The 20,128-nt window shown below is 43.7% G+C and carries 21 protein-coding genes and 2 pseudogenes; 1 reads left to right on the forward strand and 22 read right to left on the reverse strand.

Annotated features, from left to right (window positions below):
• Window positions 1–82: 82 nt before the first annotated feature.
• A complete protein-coding gene (locus AB4114_RS03065) occupies window positions 83–1,918 on the reverse strand; it encodes an LTA synthase family protein (RefSeq protein WP_441987079.1) in 1,836 nt (611 codons plus the stop codon).
• 135 nt (window positions 1,919–2,053) lie between these two features.
• Window positions 2,054–2,515, reverse strand: a complete 462-nt coding sequence (locus AB4114_RS03070) for a CBS domain-containing protein (RefSeq protein ID WP_441987080.1) — start codon at window positions 2,513–2,515, stop codon at window positions 2,054–2,056.
• A gap of 207 nt (window positions 2,516–2,722) precedes the next feature.
• On the opposite strand from AB4114_RS03070, the gene AB4114_RS03075 reads away from it, so the two are divergent.
• Window positions 2,723–3,142, forward strand: a complete 420-nt coding sequence (locus AB4114_RS03075; protein ID WP_441987081.1) for a MarR family winged helix-turn-helix transcriptional regulator — start codon at window positions 2,723–2,725, stop codon at window positions 3,140–3,142.
• A gap of 140 nt (window positions 3,143–3,282) precedes the next feature.
• Here the strand turns inward: AB4114_RS03075 and AB4114_RS03080 are convergent, their stop codons facing one another.
• The 20 genes and pseudogenes from AB4114_RS03080 to AB4114_RS03175 form a co-directional block, all read right to left on the reverse strand.
• Entirely contained in the window at window positions 3,283–3,474 is a 192-nt protein-coding gene (locus AB4114_RS03080; RefSeq protein ID WP_441987082.1) for a hypothetical protein, read from the reverse strand.
• A 3-nt stretch (window positions 3,475–3,477) separates the two neighbouring features.
• Window positions 3,478–3,576: pseudogene (locus tag AB4114_RS03085) on the reverse strand (response regulator transcription factor); the annotation flags it as partial.
• A gap of 106 nt (window positions 3,577–3,682) precedes the next feature.
• Complete coding sequence (locus AB4114_RS03090) at window positions 3,683–5,155, reverse strand: RICIN domain-containing protein (RefSeq protein ID WP_441987083.1); 1,473 nt, start codon at window positions 5,153–5,155, stop codon at window positions 3,683–3,685.
• A 270-nt stretch (window positions 5,156–5,425) separates the two neighbouring features.
• Window positions 5,426–6,673, reverse strand: a complete 1,248-nt coding sequence (locus AB4114_RS03095; protein ID WP_441987084.1) for an MFS transporter — start codon at window positions 6,671–6,673, stop codon at window positions 5,426–5,428.
• Window positions 6,674–6,690: 17 nt separating this feature from the next.
• Complete coding sequence (locus AB4114_RS03100; RefSeq protein WP_441987085.1) at window positions 6,691–7,116, reverse strand: MerR family transcriptional regulator; 426 nt, start codon at window positions 7,114–7,116, stop codon at window positions 6,691–6,693.
• Window positions 7,117–7,472: 356 nt separating this feature from the next.
• Window positions 7,473–8,096: pseudogene (locus AB4114_RS03105) on the reverse strand (YfbR-like 5'-deoxynucleotidase); the annotation flags it as partial.
• Window positions 8,097–8,266: 170 nt separating this feature from the next.
• Window positions 8,267–9,136: a PhnE/PtxC family ABC transporter permease gene (locus AB4114_RS03110; RefSeq protein ID WP_441987086.1), complete on the reverse strand. Its 870-nt coding sequence runs from the start codon at window positions 9,134–9,136 to the stop codon at window positions 8,267–8,269.
• Window positions 9,137–9,922 (reverse strand): PhnE/PtxC family ABC transporter permease, encoded by a 786-nt coding sequence (locus AB4114_RS03115; protein ID WP_441987087.1) that lies wholly within the window; start codon window positions 9,920–9,922, stop codon window positions 9,137–9,139.
• Window positions 9,912–10,700, reverse strand: a complete 789-nt coding sequence (gene phnC / locus AB4114_RS03120; RefSeq protein ID WP_441987088.1) for a phosphonate ABC transporter ATP-binding protein — start codon at window positions 10,698–10,700, stop codon at window positions 9,912–9,914. The genes AB4114_RS03115 and phnC overlap by 11 nt, the downstream gene beginning before the upstream one ends.
• Before the next feature lie 45 nt (window positions 10,701–10,745).
• Window positions 10,746–11,804: a phosphate/phosphite/phosphonate ABC transporter substrate-binding protein gene (locus AB4114_RS03125; RefSeq protein ID WP_441987089.1), complete on the reverse strand. Its 1,059-nt coding sequence runs from the start codon at window positions 11,802–11,804 to the stop codon at window positions 10,746–10,748.
• A gap of 101 nt (window positions 11,805–11,905) precedes the next feature.
• Window positions 11,906–12,619, reverse strand: coding sequence for a phosphonate C-P lyase system protein PhnL (locus AB4114_RS03130; protein WP_441987090.1), 714 nt, complete (start codon window positions 12,617–12,619; stop codon window positions 11,906–11,908).
• 17 nt (window positions 12,620–12,636) lie between these two features.
• Complete coding sequence (gene phnM, locus AB4114_RS03135; RefSeq protein WP_441987091.1) at window positions 12,637–13,818, reverse strand: phosphonate metabolism protein PhnM; 1,182 nt, start codon at window positions 13,816–13,818, stop codon at window positions 12,637–12,639.
• 29 nt (window positions 13,819–13,847) lie between these two features.
• Window positions 13,848–14,693: an ATP-binding cassette domain-containing protein gene (locus tag AB4114_RS03140; protein ID WP_441987092.1), complete on the reverse strand. Its 846-nt coding sequence runs from the start codon at window positions 14,691–14,693 to the stop codon at window positions 13,848–13,850.
• A 21-nt stretch (window positions 14,694–14,714) separates the two neighbouring features.
• Window positions 14,715–15,557 carry an alpha-D-ribose 1-methylphosphonate 5-phosphate C-P-lyase PhnJ gene (locus AB4114_RS03145; protein WP_441987093.1) on the reverse strand — a complete coding sequence of 281 codons (843 nt, stop codon included), beginning with the start codon at window positions 15,555–15,557 and terminating at the stop codon, window positions 14,715–14,717.
• Window positions 15,558–15,562: 5 nt separating this feature from the next.
• Window positions 15,563–16,681 (reverse strand): carbon-phosphorus lyase complex subunit PhnI, encoded by a 1,119-nt coding sequence (locus AB4114_RS03150; protein ID WP_441987094.1) that lies wholly within the window; start codon window positions 16,679–16,681, stop codon window positions 15,563–15,565.
• A gap of 2 nt (window positions 16,682–16,683) precedes the next feature.
• Window positions 16,684–17,277 (reverse strand): phosphonate C-P lyase system protein PhnH, encoded by a 594-nt coding sequence (gene phnH / locus AB4114_RS03155; protein ID WP_441987095.1) that lies wholly within the window; start codon window positions 17,275–17,277, stop codon window positions 16,684–16,686.
• A 16-nt stretch (window positions 17,278–17,293) separates the two neighbouring features.
• Entirely contained in the window at window positions 17,294–17,719 is a 426-nt protein-coding gene (gene phnG / locus AB4114_RS03160) for a phosphonate C-P lyase system protein PhnG (RefSeq protein WP_441987096.1), read from the reverse strand.
• Window positions 17,720–17,813: 94 nt separating this feature from the next.
• Window positions 17,814–18,515, reverse strand: coding sequence for a GntR family transcriptional regulator (locus AB4114_RS03165; protein ID WP_441987097.1), 702 nt, complete (start codon window positions 18,513–18,515; stop codon window positions 17,814–17,816).
• Window positions 18,516–18,533: 18 nt separating this feature from the next.
• The gene (locus tag AB4114_RS03170) at window positions 18,534–19,166 is read right to left on the reverse strand and encodes a DapH/DapD/GlmU-related protein (RefSeq protein ID WP_441987098.1); all 633 of its coding nucleotides are present in this window, start codon (window positions 19,164–19,166) and stop codon (window positions 18,534–18,536) included.
• 6 nt (window positions 19,167–19,172) lie between these two features.
• Window positions 19,173–20,054, reverse strand: coding sequence for a PHP domain-containing protein (locus AB4114_RS03175; RefSeq protein WP_441987099.1), 882 nt, complete (start codon window positions 20,052–20,054; stop codon window positions 19,173–19,175).
• Window positions 20,055–20,128: the final 74 nt, after the last annotated feature.

The following is a 20,128-nucleotide window of genomic DNA, read 5'->3' on the forward strand; positions in this document are numbered from 1 at the left end:
ATGCCATCACCTTAACTTAATCCACAGGGCCGCCATTCGCACGCATGAAAAAAGCCTTGCGAGATTCGCAAGGCGGTTTAGGTTAATCAGGCTCCACACGATCGGGGAGTTGGGATACATAACTATCGGATAATTGCAAAAGCTTTAACGCATGATTAAATTCATCTTCGGTTGCTGATTGATGGTCGTTGGCATTGCCGGCAAGCGTATAATAATTGCCATCCTCGAAACCTTTGCCCGACATGAAAAGTTCTTCCTTATTTACAAATGAGCCAGTTGGCAAGTAATAACGTTGTGGCAATAAATTATAGGCCGTCTGGTTAAGTAAATCTTGACCAAAGTGTATATAGTTTGTCAATGACACGCCTAGAAGGTTGGCAACCGTAGGTAGAATGTCAATTTGACCACCGAGCTGACTTTGCACTTTCGGTGTGGTTACGCCTTCCGATGCAATGATAAGAGGAATATTAATGAGTTCCTTTTCGCTATATTCATGACCTAGTATTTCCGTCATCAAATGTTTGTCATCCGTTTTTAGAGAAAATAAGGGAAGCCCGCGGTGATCACCGTAGATCACGACGACACTGTTCTCCCAAATCCCCCGTTTCTTCAAATCCTCGATAAACAATCCAAGTGCATAGTCTGCATAATTCTCTGCGCGAATGTAGTCACCAACGAAGGTGCCTTCGTACCGCTCAGGCAAGGTCATTTTATATTTTTCTTCCGGTATGGTAAAAGGGTTATGAGAGCTCATGGAGATTATATGCGCGTAAAAAGGTGTGCCTTGATTTTGATACGATGCTAATTCTTCCGCTGTTTTCCGGTACAATACTTCATCCGACGAGCCATAGAAGAAGGCATCCTCATCTTTGAAAAACTGCTTGTCATAATAGCGGTCATAGCCGATGGCTTGATATAAATCATCCCGATTCCAGAAACCAACTTCATTTGTATGGAAATTCATCGTTGTGTAGCCTTGCTTCTGAAGAAGCTTCGGAAGGCTGGGTAAATCTTTCTTCCCATAGACTTGTGTAGCCGCGCCATCCGGTGGTACGTAATACGACGTGTTCACGATAAATTCGGCATCCGATGTATTCCCTTGACCAATTTGCTGATAAAATTTTGGGAAATAGTAGCTGGATTCAGCCAACCGGTTCAGGTTGGGGGTAACTTCAGTCCCATCAATATTCAAACCGATGAGGAAGTTCTGGAAGGACTCCATTTGAATGATGATCAAATTCTTACCACTCGCTGCGCCATGTAACGTTGGTTCCACGACAGCAACTTTATTCTTCAAATCGTCGATCGCAGACTGTGTAATTTGATCTGGACTAATGATCTCTTCTTTCTTCTGTGAAAGCAGGTTATACATTTCATAGTTTAATATGCCCATTTTGGACGCCTTCACATTCTCATTGAAGGAACTGCGGTTAGGAATCACACTAAGTGCACAAAGTAATAAGGAGAAGCAAGCGACACTAGCCACGATTTTCAAGCTAAGAGGCTTCCATTCTCTCGTTTTCGGCTTGAAAAATGCAAAGAAAGCAACAATCACGATATCCAAGAAGAACAGCAAATACTGGGGCTCAATCACAGAGAATATACTCTTTTTGACCGCACCGACTTGCTTGGCTTGGGTTAAAACGTGATACGTAGCGATAACTCCGAAATGCTTATAATAAATAACAAGTGCAAAAAACAAAATAGTTATTATGAGGTCAATTGCGAGATACCAAGCGAGTTTATGCTTTTTGACAACATATTCAACCACACAATACGTAATTAAGATCGCCGGTATTTCTGTCAAAAGAATCCTTGCCGATGGTCCTGTTTCAAATAAAATCATCCAAGCTACATAAATTTTAATCACAATAAATAATGGAAATAAAAATAATCTATGCCTGAGCCGCTCCAACATACAGATAGCTCCTTTCATTTACATCTCATGAGAAAAACTTCTATCGAAGTCCTTCGAGGATGTGCGACCGCGTTTTAAATGTTGTTTTTATCGCCAATTAGCACGACGTTTTCGAGAATCGAAAACTTATACTTTCTAATGTGGTAAAATGGACTGGAAGGAATGCCGAATCACATCTCCTCTGCTAATAATGCCTACCAACACGCCTCTTCTCAGAACGGGTAGCTTTTTTATTCGTTTTTTCCCCAAAATCGCTGCGATTTGCTCAATATCTTCTTCTGCATCTACAGCAATCACCTTCTTCTGTGCTATTTTCATCACATTTAAAGGAAGCAAGTTGCGCACTCGATCTTGAAATTCATCATTATCCCCTTTGATCACAGCCGTGTAGAGATACGAACCAAATATATAATCATCATGCTTGCCGATATATCGCATAATATCCCCATCACTGATGTAGGCCACAACTTCATTCCGATCATTGACAACAGGAAGTCCACTAATTCGGTGCATGAGAAACTTCTCAATAACCGCGCGAACTGTATCCCCTTCTTTTACTTTATACACCTGACTTACCATGATTTCCTTAGCTTTCAAATTGTGTCCTCTCCCGTCTATAGTTGCCTTGTATTCTAACAAGAAGTATGATGACACTATATACTTGCATTATACAACTATGTCGGATGAAGTCAATCCTTAAGAGACAGTCGATCACCCCTACTTTGGAAGATATTCAAATAATGCAGTGTATGTTACGATACAACCATAAAAGATTGCAAACACCTAACAAAGAGGTCTATGATAATGACAAAAAAACCCATTGAAACCATTGAAGTTGAATTAGGCATATTCATTCGCCGTTTTATCGCTGCAACTACAAATAAAAAAGTCGGCAATTTAGATCGTGCTGCTTATCTATTGCTCCATCAGATTTCGACACATGGATCTGCCGGCGTGAAAGCCTTGGCAGAGGAATTCCAACTCGACATGTCGACAATCAGCAGACAAACAGCTGCTCTGGAACAAAAAGGCTACCTCTATCGCATCCCGGACCCGCAAGATGGCCGCGCCTATTCCATGCAACTCACGGATACCGGCACAGCGGAATTAGCTTTGAACAAGCAAGCTCGCTTGGAGTATTTAACGAAACATCTCCAAGATTGGACTGAAGAAGATCAACAAAGGTTCGGTGAGCTGCTGAATAAGTTCAATGATACGTTTTAAAATCTTTGCCATGATAGGAAAAATTATCAAATCACAGAGCTACTATCCTCTTACGAGGAACAAACAGGTTGGTTTCCATCTTTAACGATAAAAAAACTTCCAGTTAACTAAACTGGAAGTTTTTTGCGTTAATTATCTCGTTACCAAAACATCATCGAAGTATGCCTTCGTATTCGCATACGTGCGTGCCCCGATCTTCCGCTCAATTCGATGAGCGCTTCGTGCCTCTTTTTGAGCAAATGGCCATCTTGACTACGATCTGCTTCTGGACGCTGCAGCGTCAGTCTGCCCATTTCCTTCTTCTCTTGGAGCGCCTTGCCGACAACTCGCATCAGTTCATCTAACTCTACAGGCTTGATTAAATAATCTTTGGCACCTAATCGGAGCGCTCTCTTGGCAAAATCAAACTTCTCATGGGCTGAAATGACGATAACTGGAAGATGCGGCTGCTACAGAAGAATCGCTTCCATCAGTTCGATGCCATTATGCAAGAAAAAAAGCGAGACCTGGAATCGCTCCATACCTCGCTTCACACTTCAATTAATTAATCGTCCACTGCTGATTATTGCCGCCATTCCACGTATATTGTATGTTCTGTCCTCCATCCGCTGTAGAGCTGCCACTGATATCCATAAATTTACGGCTATTGCGATTCTCAATGGCATAATAGCCAGTTCCTAGATCAACCAGCAGCCATTCTTGATTCTTTCCGCCATTGCTAGCATACTGAATGTTCGTTGCGCCATCCGCCGTGGATTGACCGTTAATATCCATATATTTGCCGCTTTGTTTGTTGATGATACTGTAGTAACCATTCGCTTTCTTCACGAATTGCCATCTCTGGAACAGCTCTGTCGTATCCGTAAACTGCTGAATCGGCGCTGCACTGAGCGTTTTATCCGTGCCGCTAACAGCTAGTGATTTATTACTATTTCGATTGAGTATCTTATAATTCGCAGTTGAATTAATGCTATAATTCGATCCCGAAATCGTCCCCGTCGCCGTATCAATTGTTAATTTGTCATAATACGTAAGGCTCATAGAAGTATTCGAAGGGAAGGATATCGGCAGGAATACGTACCTCGAGTCATTCACAATGCCTCCCCATGCACCTGCCCATCTATCCCCTATATAAAGGTAGGATGTTGTGGAAGTACCTTGAACAGGGACAATGTAAGCTGGCTGTGAATCAAATGAAGTACCATCTCCAACGTTGCTAAGCGCACTCCATGTCCCTGCGATGCTAGTTGCTGTCCCATATTTCATTTGATTCGGCGCCCAGCCAGTTGCTCCCGAGGTCACGAGGAAGTAGACGCCATTCCTTTTGAACATAGCTGCTGCTTCCCGTTGAGAACCTACCCAAACCTTCTGAACTAAGGAGGCAATGGATCGGTAATCGGAAGAAAGCTTATAAATATGCGTATCTAAATTTTCTCTAGCAGATGAAATAAAGTAGGCGGATCCATCGTCATCCACGAACAAGGTATCGTCACGAGACATGTACTGACCTTGTGGTTGGAAGCTGCCCTGCCAGGTGTAGTTGCCATCAACGGTGGAGGAGTACGCAACTGCTGCTCTTGCTTCGCTGTAATCAACGCCATTTTCTTTGTGCATCCACATGACGAATTGACCTGTAGAGGCATTGTAAATGACTTTTGGCCGTTCAATATTCGCAGTCGCGAGTTCTGGATCTGACGAATGTTTGAGTACATTGTTGCGGAATTCCCATGTTTTGAGATCCGTGGAGCGATAACAGGCAACTAAGTTATCTCCACTTCTATTCTCGCCAAACCAGTAGTAATACGATCCTACTTTAATAATTCCTCCGCCATGTGCTTGCAACAGATTTCCTGCACTATCCTTTATTTGAACGCCATTACTTGGAATGGTAACGCTTGCAGCTTCAGCCTTTTGTGTGGTCAAAAACAAGGATAGGAATAGCACAACAATCAATCCTACAATGAACAGCTTCCCTACGTATTTTTCATTTGAATGAACGTACACGGCTCTCATCCTTTCGTTCTGAACTGAGACAAGCGGTACTTCAATCCTACTGGGACATTCATCTTACTGCCTTATGTTCACCCCCCATTCCATCACCAACTAAAGTTAATGTTAGTGGATTCATGAGCTGTTTCATAGTGAATTATCTCAAGTTCTATGAACAATTCGAACAATGGGATTCCCCACTTTCACCATATTCCTGAACATTTTGCTTGTCCATCCCGTTAATTGGTCTAGAACCAAAAAGAGCCTCGCTGATTAGCGGGCTCTCCGAATATTTTAATGTGCGCTCTCGACTTCATCCACGTGTTTCAAATGCTGACGGTTCAGCCAAAGATAGATGACCGCGACAACAACACATGCACCGCCGACAATAAACGGCATATGCGGGTTGAACCATTCAGCCAGCTTACCTGCTAGGAATGGAGCGATGGCGCCTCCGATGAAACGCAAGAAGCTATAGGCTGCAGAAGCCGTTGGTCGTTCGACGGGCGCTGCATTCATGACTGCGGTCGTGATTAAGGTATTATTGTTTCCTAAGAAAGCACCCGCGACGATAACTGCGACGATAATAACGGTTTTGTCCGTTGTCCAATTTGCCATGACAAACAAAGTAACAGCGAATAAAAGTAATTGAACACACATGGAAGGCACTGTTCCAAAGCGTTTCTGAAGCTTCGGCGCTGTAAAGACAGAGGTAAAGGCAAGCATAAGTCCCCAGCCTAAGAAGACGTAACCAAGTTGATGCTCATCCAATCCTAACTTGCCCAAGACTAATGCGGCATATACAAGCAAGGTGAAGAATCCGAAGTTATAAAGAAAAGCTGCTATTCCGAATGTACGAAGTGCTTTGAATTTCAAGGCGCGGAATGGATCGGCCAATGAAGCTTTTTTGGGACGAATTTGCGTTTGCGGTTTAGGCATAATAAATAGAATCATGAAGAAAGCAATGACCATGAGACCGGCTACGCCGAAGAATGGACCTCTCCATGAGATAGCACCCAGCTCTCCCCCTAATAGCGGGCCAACGGAGATCCCCAGACCAACGGCTACCTCGAACAAGATAATGGAACGTGCGACGCCTGTTTTGGACAAAGATACAATCGCGGACAATGCGGTAGCGACGAATAGCGCGTTACCGAGCCCCCATCCCCCACGTAACCAAACAAGACTCCAAATACTATTTGACATACCACCCAATGCCGAGAAGAGGGCAATGATGACGATGCCAGCGAGCAGTGTTTTTTTGATGCCTAGGCGGGACGAGACGACGCCTGTGATCAGCATGGCTACAGCCATGACTGCGTTATAACTCGTGAATAACAAGGTAACATCACTGTGGGAAGCATGGAGCTTCTTAGCGATAGCGGGCAAAATCGGATCGACAAGACCGAGACCCATGAAAGCGATAATACTGGCGAAAACGACCGCCCATACCGCTTTCGGTTGACTAAACATACTGACTTTCTGCGCATTCTGATGCGGCTCTGCAGCCGTATTGGCCTTACTTGTAGCTGTAGGTTGCATATTACGAAAGACTCCTTTTATGTTGACATTTTAGTGATACCATCGTTGATTCGTTTCTGAAGGTGTTCAATTTCCTTACGAAATTCAGTCATTTTGTTGAGCTTCTGATCCACCATATCTAGCTGTTGGTCAACCATGATCTTCATCTCTTTTAGCTGCTGCAGCTTTTGCTCAGCTTCCCCGGTTTTCAAATACACTTCTTTTTGTTCGCCCATTTTCTCGCGAATCGCTACGAAATCCTGAATCTCCATGAGTGAAAATCCGAGGACATCTCTGGCATTCACGATTTGACTCAATCTTTCGATATGCTTACGCGTGTATAAGCGCATGCCGCCTTCACTTCGTTCTGGTGGAAATAATACGCCAATTTCCTCATAGTATCGAATCGTTCGCTTCGTCAATCCGCTCTCTTTGGCTACATCATCAATTTTGAATTTATCCATGTATACACTCCCATCCACATCGATTTCTATCGCTATGTGATTATCATAATCCTAATAAACGTTAACGTCAACGTTAACTTTCGAAGAAATGTGCATCGCCCCAATTACCTGGTTTAGTATGCACAACTTATCGCTTTCTATGCCGATCAGGCATCAAGCTGCTGGAAATAGGTGTATTCCCCTTCTAATTGCCTGCGGACAGAACAAAAATAAGCATGTTTCATCAATGATCTCATTGATCGAACATGCTTTTTCCTTACGTATGTTCATGATTGATACACTTCATTCACTGACATCGTGGCTACCGTTCGATTTCCTGCCCTATATCCCAATCTTCCTGCCTCGATTTGAACGTCAGCCAACGCCTCTTCCGTTATCCTTTTGATGTCAACAAGTGAAACCATCTCATCATTGACCATATCGGGGAGAATGTTAGTTAAGAAATAGTCTACACAGAATAAATCAATGTTTTTGATTTTTATTAATGCATTTCGATACATCGTAACGAATTCTTTCTCTGTATTTCCCTTTTGGATCTCAGCAAAAGCCTCATACACTTGATCCATTTTATCCGCAACTTCCAAAATGAGCCCTTCGATTGAACCATCTTTACCTTCCTGCAGTTGTTTATGGAACGTCTCTTTAAACTCTGCGGGAATATGTTCCTCAATGAAGTTATAGACCATTCCTTCTTCTACTTGTTGTATCAATAATCGAAGCTCGTGTGACGCATGCTTGACAGGCGTTTTGATATCTCCAATGAAGATTTCACCATAATCATGACTGCTGGTAATTTCATAAAGCTTTTTCCAGTTAATTATTGCACCATTTTTCTCTTCGATATCCGCTAATGTTTTGGCATACTGAACAACTTTCCATGAATGAGCCGCGACACTATGTTCTTCAAACTTGAACTTCCCTGGACATCGAATGATTCTCTCTAGCTCATTTAAAGACCTAAAATAAGTATGAATGCCCATAGTTGTTATCTCCCTATTTGTATATTCGGGTCCCTCTTTATACTATACAAGCTACCTGTTAATTGGAGATTAAAACTACGTCATACTATTGTTAACATAAAAGCTGCCACCCGGTTATGAACACCGAACGACAGCCGTTAGTTACTTTCGATTCCTATTTCCCGCAAGCTTCATGCATGAACCCTTAATTTCTTCTTGATTCTCGAGGCAATGATTTCAATAAGAATGGCAAAAGCGAGAATAAAATACGTAATGGCCCCAATTTCTCTTACATCATAATAAAAGGAACTCGCCATGAACATATCGTAACCAATACCACCAGCACCTGCTGCTGCTCCCATTGCTACCGCGACTGCAAAATTGATTTCAAATCTCATGAAGGTCCATGAAATTAAATAGCTGACTGAAGAAGGAATCACGGCTTGAAAAACAATTTGCCACCAATTTGCGCCACTTGCCTTCAAGGCTTCAATCGTTCCCTTATCCAGTTCCTCGAATGATTCCGAATAAGCTTTGACCAAGTAGCTGATAGAATGAAACGTCATGCCAATCACGGCCGCCACACTTCCAAGACCTGCTGCAATGGCAAAAATCAACACCCATAATACCGTTGGAACTGCTCGGATGAAAGCCACAACACCTTTAATGATGAGCGACAGCTTCGGATTGCTTAGATTTGAGGCAGCCAACAAGCCTAGAAATAGCGCGATAATGGCACCAAACAGAGTTGTTAGAAATGCTAGTCCTAGCGTAATCGTGATTTGCTGAAGCGCCTCAATAAACGTAAAGTGATGAAGACTTGGTTGAAAAAACATCGTCTTAATCGTTAGAGCTGTTTGAGAAATGGCTTGCAGCATTTGAATATCCTTGTAATCAAATGTAATAAATCCATAGATCGTCAATCCGACCAATACCAATAACGTTAATCGAATCACAAAGGCTTGCTTATTAAATGGTATAGTCCTCCTGCGTTTCTGAAGAACTTTAAACCGTTCCATATCCTTGTCAGAGACGGCTCTAATGGCTTCCTGAAGTCCCATTTACAAAATCACCTTCCTGACGTAATTAGAAACCGATTCTATAAGGAATATCGTAATTACGATGAAAATGACAACCAAAGATGCTGAGCTATAATTTAAGCTTTTGTAGTAGAGATTAAACAGAAAGCCAATGCCCGTTCCTGTCAAAATGCCAATTAAAGTAGCGTGTCGGATGTTCGTTTCTACCATAAACAAGATCCAACTAAGCAATTGGGGCATACTAGATGGAATAACCGATTGAAAAATAATTGAAAAATAGCTTGCTCCTGTAGCCCTTAAAGCTTCCACAGAACTGTTGCTTACTTCATCAATGGACTCCATAAAGGCACGGGTCAAGAATCCGAACGAACCGAAGAACAGAGCGAAGTACCCCGTTAGCACATTTTGCCCAAAAGAAATCAATAGAATCATCGACCATGCGGCAACATCAATGTTGCGAAATAAGGTAGCTATGGATCGACTGATCCAGCTGAAAACTCCGCCGACACCCGTTGTATGGGAACCAGCTATGGCGAATAACAATGCGAAGATTGCGGCAACCGTAGTTGCAGCTATGGAAACGAGCAACGTTTCAACCAGACTTGTTGCAATATCGGGAAGCTTTTTTAATGCTTTCTCATTGGGATAAAAATTGTTAAAGGCCCATTCCGCTGCTTTCGGTATCGAGGTAAAGCCTTTAATGACATTATACTCCGTAATGATTATGGCAATCACCGTAATGACCAGCATAATGGCACAGAAGAGCATCGTATTCATCCGTTTGCGAAGAAAGAAATTATCCTGCATAGCTGCTCTCCATCTTATCGGCATGTTCCTCAAGCTCTGCACCGTAGATCATGGATAACTGCTGGTGCTTAATGCTTGAAGGAGGTCCGTCGTAGACGATCTCCCCCTTGTTCACACCAATAATCCGGTCTGAATACTTAAGCGCTACTTCCACTTGATGAAGGTTAACAATAATGGTAATTCCCATCGTGGATGAAATGTTGCGCAAATGATCCATGATAACTCTGGAGGCATTCGGGTCAAGGGATGCTATCGGTTCATCACAGAGCATTAATTTGGGATCCTGTACTAGCGCACGCGCTATACCAACACGTTGTCTTTGCCCGCCGCTTAGCTGGTCACATCGCTTATAAGCTTGATCTTCAATGCCAAGAATTTTTAAAACAGCGTACGCATGGTGCTTTTCTTCCTTCGTATACAGCCCGAGAACTCCCTCCAACGTTGACTTGTACCCAAGTCTTCCATGAAGAACATTCTCAATCACAGTTAATCTGTTTACTAAATTGTAATGTTGAAATACCATGCCCATCCGTGTACGCAGCCGTTTTAATTCCCTATTGTTAAAATCCATGATATTGTCCCCGTCAAAAATGATCTTACCGTTGCTGGCGTCAATCATACGGTTCATGCAGCGAAGCAGTGTCGACTTACCTGCACCGGAGGGTCCGATAATCGAAACGAACTCTCCCTCTCTAACTGTAAAATTAACATTTGATAACGCGCTTGTACCTATCCCATATTGTTTGGACACCTGCTTGAATTCCAATAACTTTGTCATGGGCGCTCCCTCAATAAGTTATATAAGCCGGCGAAATCATCTTTCTCACTTAGATAGTTCTCTCACTGGATTGAACCACGCATCTTCAACAGGTAGAAATTTTTCTTTACCTGACTTTTGCTTGAATAAGCCAGAATCCTTTGAATCTTTCGGCAGGAACACCATTGGATTCTTGGTTACTGCATCTGAAGTAAAGACATCTCGAAGTTTCTTCTGATCCTCAACACTAATTGTCCCCGTATTGATAGCAAATGGTGAGTTAAGCACCGGTGTAGAAGAGATAATCGTAAACTCTTTGCCAATTAGCGTGTTAAAAGGTTCCGCTGCTCCCTGTTTCACTTTGTACACAGCGCCTGGCTTATTAGCTGTTCCAGATTCAAGCTCAACATAATTAGCCACACAAGTATCGCAGAAGGCTGCTACATCTGCTTTGCCCGTAAGTAGATTCACAGCAGACCCTTGATGCGAGCCTCCGTACATCACTTCAGTGAAAAACTTATCCTTACCGCCTTGAAGCAAATCGTCTGGTGTTAGACTCTTGAATTTGTCTTGTTTGCTGAAATAACTGATAATTCCAGCTGATGGTACTTTAAAGCCAGATGTTGAGGAATTGGAAACGAATGAGAATTTCTTGCCAGCTATCGGATCGATACCAAAGCCATTGCTATTTTTATAGGGAGCTTCCTCACCTTTACGTACATTTATCCAACTGAAGTAAACAGCATCATCCAGTGTTCCTGACTCCCCGCTAGAAACAACAAGTGGTTGAACTTTTTTGTTTTTAGCATTGGCTTCCACATAGCCTTGTGGACCCATAAAAGCAACATCCGCACTTCCGTTAGCAATCGCCTCGATCGCAATGATGTAGTCCGTAGTTGTTTTATGCTCAACTTTCTTTCCTGTCGCTGTTTCAATCACTTTCCCTAATTCATCCCGTGCATTTTTCAAATCTGCACCAGACTCATTCGGATACCACACCATCGTGATGGTGTCTTTCGTCTTTACAACCGCGGAAGCTTTTTCTGTTTCTCCCGATTTGGAACCACAACCAGCTACAACCGCAACCAGAGATATTGAAATAATGAGCGACATCATCTTTTTCACTTATGAACTCCTCCTGATCATCTCAATCGTATTTTACGTACAAGCCCAGTATAGTGCTCATTTATTTTCAGAATGTTCCGCTAATTTTAAGATGTTGTAAGTTATTTCGTTTTCTCTGCTACTGCACATGTACCGTTCCTTATTTGATACTCCCGATCACACAAATTCTCCATAAATTCAAGGTCATGAAAGATACCCAGCATGGTTGTGCCTTGCTTCATCAACTGTTCGATTAGAAGCTTGACCTTCAGTTTCGAGCTGTTATCGAGACTAGCCGTTGGTTCATCGAGAAGCAACAATCGCGGGCGCTTGACCATCGCTCTAGCAATATTTAACCGCAGCTTTTCCCCACCAGAGAAGGTTGCCGGGTAGCTGTCCCATAGACTGTGGTCCAACTCAAAGTGCTCTAGGATCTTAATTGTCTCCACCTCGGCGTAGTCCCTTGGGTGTCCCATTTCCACTATGGCATTCTGTACAAGCTCCCTTGCCGTTGTTCGAGGCATCACATTCAGAAACTGAGATACATACCCGATTTCATGCTTTCGAAGCTCAATGATGCTCCGCTCACTCGCTGCAGCCAAATCGATGGTGCCATACCTCTCCGAGTTATACCAAAGGTGTCCAGCATTAGGCAAATACGTTCGATAAATACATTTAAGGACTGTGGATTTACCACTACCGCTTTTACCGGTAATACCGATGAACTCGCCTTCCTTCAGAAACAAATTAACATCTTCCACCGCTGGAATATGCTTATTGAGGTTGTGCAATGTAAACGATTTGGTCAAATGTTCAATTGACAGCAGGTTTTCCATACCCTTTTCACCTCCTGTTAATCCCTATAATTCGTTTTTTGTATTAATTTACCGTCAACGAAAACGGTCGTTACAACGGGGAAGTCGTCCATATCTAAAAGCTCTATGAAGAGCAGATCGGCTTTCTTACCTTCCTGAAGGGAGCCGTAATCTGCATCAATGTTCACAGCCTGAGCAGGGTGCAGAGTGACCAATTTGAACTTCTCCACTAGGTCTTGCCGCTGAGGGCCTGCCAGTTGGAATACCGCATGAAGCATGGATGCTGGATAGTAGTCACTGCACAAAATGTCAATGCAGCCATCTTGTATCGCTTCGGTTGCACACAAATTACCACTGTGTGAGCCTCTTAGAATGACGTTAGGAGCACCGGCAACCGTATGAAGTCCTTTTTCCTTGGCTCTGCGAGCGATATCTAACGTGATCGGAAATTCACTTATTGTCGTACCAAAACTTTGAACGATATCCAGCTTTTCCAGTGAATCGTCGTCATGCGAAGCAATCGCAATGTTCCTTGCTTGTGCCATTCCAGCGATCTCGCGAATCGCGTCTTCTGTCATCTTTTCCTTCGTCTGATGACTTGCGAGTAGAACCGCGATATTTTCATCACTCACATGATCGTAGCCGCGCACATTTTTGATATACACTTCAAGATCTCTATACTGCCCTTGACCTGGCGTGTGATCCATGAAAGAAACGAGATGTACTTTCTCCTCTTGGATGTAATTTTTTAAATTATCGATTTGATCTACATTATCAATTTCAAATCTGGCATGGAAACGATGGCGGATGAGATGCTTGCTATTGTGCGTCTCTTCAATCAAGTCAATCAGTTTGCGCACATTTTCAGGTTCGCGAATTGGACGATACTTATAATCCGCAGACTTGAAGATTGACAAGGAGTGATACATCGTTGTTATCCCATGTGAGATGAGTTCCTTTTCTGTTTCGCGTATGCTTAACTTGAAGTTAAACAGGGAAGTCGGCCTTGGCGCCGTCATGTGCTCAATGTAATCCGAGTGAATGTCGATCATGCCTGGTCCCACATAGGCCCCATATGCATCAATTACTTCCACGCCATCTTCCATATGGATCTCGCCTGTAGGAGCTATACGTGCGATACGATCCTCCACCACCAGTAGATCATAACCTTCTAACATTGCATGTTCCGTAATCAAGATGCCGTTCGTTATCAGATACATTTCAAATCCTCCTTTTACAATTTGATTCTCTATAGTAGTGAGTGCACTAATTGCTGCGTATAAGCATGTTGTGGATCCTCAAGGATCTGATCCGTCAATCCCTGTTCAACGACATGCCCATCCAACATAACCATGGTTCGGTCCGCCAACATTCGGATGACACCAAGATCATGAGATACAAGCAGCATACTAATTTGCAATTCGCGTTGTAGGTGTTTAATAAGGTCCAACACATTCGCTTGCACAGATAAATCAAGTCCAGTCGTTACTTCATCCAAAAGTAGGATCGGAGGATTATTGGAAAGGGCTTTGGCAATTTGAACACGCTGCTGCATGCCACCCGAGAAGTTCTTCGGTGCTTCCATCTTCCTGTATACGGGAATATGAACCTTTTCCAGGAGTTCGCTTCCCCGTGCTTCCATTGCTGATACCTGTCGATGTCCGGCAGCGATCATTTTCTCGGCAATATTGCCGATCGAGGAGAATTCCATTCGTAAGCCTAGAACCGGATTTTGATACACCTTACCCATAAGATGATTACGGATATACTTTTTTTGCTGAGATGATTCTTGAAATAGGTTTCTCTCGCCTTGTTGATACGGTTGCAGATAAGCCTCACCGCCGCTGACTTCTTGGTCGAAATAAAGACATCGCATGAGTGTCGACTTCCCGCTTCCGCTCTCACCAACGATACCCAGCACCTCACCGGGATATAGATCGAACGAAATGTCCTGACAAGCATAGACGGTTCCGCAAGACCTGCAGTAGTTATTTTCCAACTTTCTTTGCTCCTGATTGTTGCACTGTTCACAGCCAGTACCGAATCGTTTATCCAAATGGCTCACACGCATAATAGGGGGTGCGATTGGGCTCATCTAAGCGCCTCCTCTTCCTCTTTAGAAAATCTTTTGGTTCAACCGATCCAAGCAATAGCTCGAATCATTGCATTGATAGAACGTAATATCTTCTTCTTCGTTATATAACTCATCCATGAAAACTTCCGTTGCTCCACATAGCTTGCAAGACACATCGGAGAACGATTCTGGCTCGAACGGAACATCGTCGAATGCCAATGAAACGACTTGTGTGTAGGGCGGAACGGCATAAATTTTCTTTTCACGACCGGCTCCCAATAAAATTAACGCTTCCGAGTAATTCAACTTATGATTATCGAACTTGGGTATCGGGCTTGGCGCCATCACATAGCGATCATGCACCATGACAGGATGATCAGCCCCCGTAGACACATTGCGGTACTTCATTATTTGTTCGAATAACATCAACCATGCGCCACTGTAGTCTTTTTCCCCATGCAACCGCTTTGTTTCACGTTCACTGGATTCGTACATGCGCAATGGTTCAGGCATAGGAACTTGTAGAACGAAAATTTGCTCCGAGGTAAGCGGAATTTCCGGAATCCGGTGGCGGGATTGAATAAGGGTGGCTTCCGAAGTAGCTTCAACCGCAGTAACCCCTGTCGTCTTATGAATCAGTTTCTTAATACTTACCGCATTAACCGATTCATCGGTGCCTTGGTCAATGACTTTAAGCACATCGTTTTTCCCGATCAATGACAAAGTCAGTTGTAAGCCCCCTGTTCCCCATCCGCGCCCAATCGGCAGCTCTCGTGATGCAAAGGGAACCTGGTAACCTGGAATTGCAATTGCCTTCAGTGTGGCACGCCGGATTTCTCTCTTCGATCCTTCGTCCAAAAATGCAAAGTTGTATTGAATTCGCATGTGCTTTACCCCTCCTGGTTTGGATCAGCTGAGCGTTTTCTCGTCTTGCGAACATCATTGAGCTTAGCTTGAAATGTTACATAATGTGGCATCTTTAAGTGAGAAATAAAACCAGTTGATTCTACGGAATCAATATGGAAGAGGACAAATTCCTCATTTTGCGTCGGAATCAGCTTGTCGCCCTTTTCAAGACTTTTATCTAAAATGCTCATAGCAATAGCTTTCGTTTCATTCTGTCCATAACAGAGACCGTAACCGAACTCTAGTTGAAGTTCCTTCCTGCCATTCTCTTTCTCCACGGTAACTGGAACCAGCATCTCCACTTCTGTCACCTTAATGTCGCCGATATAATAGGATTCTTCCTCTTCGTGAGAAGAGTCCAGCGGGGTATCTATATACACCGGAATATCGCCAACACGCAATTCACCAACGGTTGGATGAACCATTCCGTAGCCGCGGATAACCGCATACGCTAAGGAAGTGACGGCGCCTGTCTGACCTCTGGTCAATATCTGAAGTTTCTCACTTCGTGAAGCCGGGAACGTCAGGCTCGTGCGGGTTACATCGTCTGGTTCCGTGTTATCGATTGGACAATCAGCAATGAGACCTTCTTTTCTCAAATAATCCAATACTTTGGGTAGTCGTCCGTCCAGATCTTCCTTCTCATTCCTATCTATAAGCTGATAGGATTCCAACCATTCAGCTACTTGATCTTCCGTTTCATCCATTAAATCAAAGTCTAGGAGACGATGTGAATAATCGGCAGATGCGCCTAAAATTTGCCCGCCAGGGATATCTTTAAACGAAGCTGATATTCTTCGATCAACGCGCATTTCCTCCGGTGCCACTGTTCTGGAGTAATGCTTTCTTGGGAGCGTAGAACGATATGCCCTTAGTAGAAAGACAGCTTCTTCCGGATTACCTTCCGCCTGTTTGATGGCAAGCGCCGCAAGCTGCTCACTATACATGCTGCTCTCCGACATCACTTGATCAATAAGCCCTCTCATTCCTGCTTCGATGGCATCGACACTCAGTACTTTCCCTAGTCGTAAACGTTCGAACTGCATGCGTTTCAGAGATTCTTCTATTGCACGTGTACCGCCTTTAACCGCTACATAACCCATAATTAGAACTCCTCCTTCACAATCTGAGTGGTTCTAGGTAAAGCCCAAATGTGGTGGGAATCATCCACAAAAATCAAATCTATTCCTAACGGATACTCGCTATTTCGCTGTGTCCGGATATCCAACCAATCTTCGTTCATGGCGATCTCTATTTTCGTTTCCGCCTGAATGCCAGGCCCGGTCATCCGCACCTTGATTTCTTGAGCCAATAAACTAGTTGTTTCAATGATGATGGTCGCGGAGCGGTGGGGATCCTGCAGATCACCGATTTTGGCCGCTTCAAGGGCTTGCAGCAAACTCCCAGGAGCTGCATCAAGCAGGATAAAGATGAAGTCCGCCTTCTCCAACTCAGCTTCCTTGGCATAGGTTAGTTGACTCAGTAAATGAGCCATCTTGCTTTCACGTTCAGATACTACCTTGAACGTGACCTCCGTATCGAGCAGCATATGCGCTAGAATCGAAGTTGCCGCTAAGCACTCTAGCGTCTGATTAAGCTTCCCCGCTTCTTCAGAGAGATCAGCAATCGTTCCTGGCCTCGACATGACATCAATGACATGACGATAAGCTGTCTGGATGTCGTGAACTTTATCTAGCATGTTTCATTCTCTCCTTTCAATCTTCATCCATCGTTTCAAAGTCCACTTTGGTTTGCAGTAGCTTTCTTTGCTTCGCTTCGCGTGATGACGCAATAAGCAGACTTTCCCTTTGCAATTCAACTAACCAAGACGCCGTTTCTTCCAAATTGGCTGCATACGCCGCGTCGATAACAGCCAATTCGTAGGCTTTATCTGGTTCGTCTCCTTTGATGATGCCCATTCCTAAGGCTCCTTCGATCCGAACCTTGCACTCCGTTACAAGCACCTCTCCTAGGTAAAACAAGCTCTTCTGTGCAGTTTCTCTTACCTGAACCATCACAAGACCATGATTAGGCTCCTCAATAACAGCGATATGATATTTGCTTTTAATGTCATTCGCCATAGCCGATGTAAGTTGGGCTGAACCATGGATCAAAATTTCTGTCCGTTGCTTTCGATTCATTTGAAAGCCCCTTCCTGTTAACTTGTTTATTTCTCAAAACCTACTCTATCTTGTTGCCAGGTTAGCGGCAGTTAAGTTTGTGTAAAGATCAGGGCTAAATCACATAGGTAAAAACATCTCCACGGTACATCGTTTTGCTGTATTCCAAAGTTTGACCCGTTTTTTCATCGATACATTCGGATTCTAGGACCAACAATGGAATGAGTGAGGAACAGGATAGAAGCTCACGCTCATATTTCGATGGATGCGCCAATCGCAAGGTAGTCTCCGACGATTTTAAGTGTTGATAACCTTTGCTTTGATAGTAGTAGAACATGGAGGTAATCTCCTTACCTTCTTGTTCAATATACGGAAATGAAGTTTCTGCAACGAATGAGATATGAAGTGCAATGGGTCTGCCGTCAATGATTCGCAGACGGCCGATTCTAAATACACGTTCATTTTCACTAACGCCCAGTGACTCATAAATTTTATTGTTGAATTCAATCGACTCGCAGAATATATTAGTTGACTTATATTCATAGCCAAGCTCGGTCATTTTCTGGCTAAAGCTCTTATTCGTTTTTAGAACCAAAGGGATACGCAGGTTTCTGTCTTGCACAAAGCTGCCTTTCCCTTGCTTGGAGTAGATGTAACCAAGCTCTTGCAACCGTTCGTAGGCTTTCCGAGCGGTAATTCGGGGCACTTTGTAAGCATCAGCAAGCTCGTTCTCAGAAGGCAATTTATCATGCGGCTCATATCTGCCAGATTGGATCGATACGATAAGATGATCCATAATATCCATCTCTTCAGACAAGGCAATTCCCTCCATTCATCATCCATATTTTCTAATAAAAGCGGATAGATCGTTCAGTTCATTGAACCTTTCCTCTAATATTTCACGAGGCCAGTCCCACCAAGCAATTTTCAGCAACTGATCGACAACCTCTTGTGGAAATCTACGTTTCAACGGTTTAGCTGGCACTCCTACAACAACGGTATAGGGCTCGATATCTTTTGTAACAATAGCTCCGGATCCGACGACAGCGCCTGTTCCGATATGGACACCCTTCATCACGATCGCACCATGTCCGATCCAAACATCATGACCGATAGTAACTCGGCTGCCTCTACGCCAGTCAAATATTTCCTGATCATCCCCATCAGCAAATCCATAGGCAGCTCGCCGGTATGTCATATGATGCTGCGTAACGCGATCCATGGGGTGATCAACGGGATTAATACAGACATGGGAAGCAATCGAAGTGAATTTGCCCACTTCCGCATAATTAATTGTCACGTCATCCATGGTGTAGGTGTAATCACCAAGCTGTGATTCAAGGATTTTATTGTAAGGTCCGACAGATGCCCAAGCCCCAATGTCACTATGTATAAGGTGACTACTTGAGGAGATGGCTGGCTCTGAGGATAACGGAAGGCTGGGTTGTGTTTGATGGATGTGTTTCACAAATAATCAGTTCCTTTCCACGACACTTGTCTTCTCTACTAATGCCAGTTTGCGTTCCCAGAGCTCTTTTACTACGGCTATGCCTGGACTTTTACTACCGAGAAGAACTTCTTTTTCCCCATAAAAGCCATGGAAATCGGATCCGCCGGTTTGGATCAGTCCGTAGTGGAGCGCGTGCTCAATGGCCAATTGTTCATGTGCTTGATTATGAAGAGGATGCCATACCTCGATGCCTTGTAACCCTGCCTCCACCAGTTCTGGAAGAGCTTCGAAATTCCCATACTGGCCAGGATGCGCAAGCACAGGAACACCACCCGCTTGCAAAATCATACGAATCGCATCACACGCATCGACATACTCCGTTGGAATATAGGCAATACCAGGCTGTTCGCCGTTCTGCCCGCGAGAAAACAGCTTTTTATATAAATCACCATAGATCGTAGTTGTGTACCCTTGATCAATCAAAGCATGCATAATATGCTGCTTATAAATACCCGTTCCACCTTCCGCATATTTCATCACCTCATCCAGGGTAATCGTGTACCCAGCCTGAATCAGCCGATCTATCGCTTCGAGGCAGCCAAGGTGACGTCTCTTTAGTAACGGACTGCAGAACATTTCTAACTGCGTGTTCCCAGGCTCGATATAATAACCAAGAATATGAACTCTGCGCTTTCGATCAAAATCATAGCCCGAAATTTCAATCGCTGGGATGATCTCTATCCCCCGTTCAAGTCCTCTATTTATCATTTGAGGTAATTCGCTCGTCGTATCATGATTCGTTATTGCCAAATGAGTAACATCCTCTTGGATCGCCAAGTCTAAGATCTCATCAAATTTATATGAACCGTCTGATAGTTTGGTGTGACAATGGAATTCAACTTTCATAGCAACCAACAACCTCCTGAGCGAAAATATTGGATGAGTTGAGCTTGAATCAACCTCAATCTACATTCCCTTTG

It is taken from the genome of Paenibacillus sp. 2RAB27 (assembly GCF_052115445.1).
Lineage (GTDB): Bacteria > Bacillota > Bacilli > Paenibacillales > NBRC-103111 > Paenibacillus_E.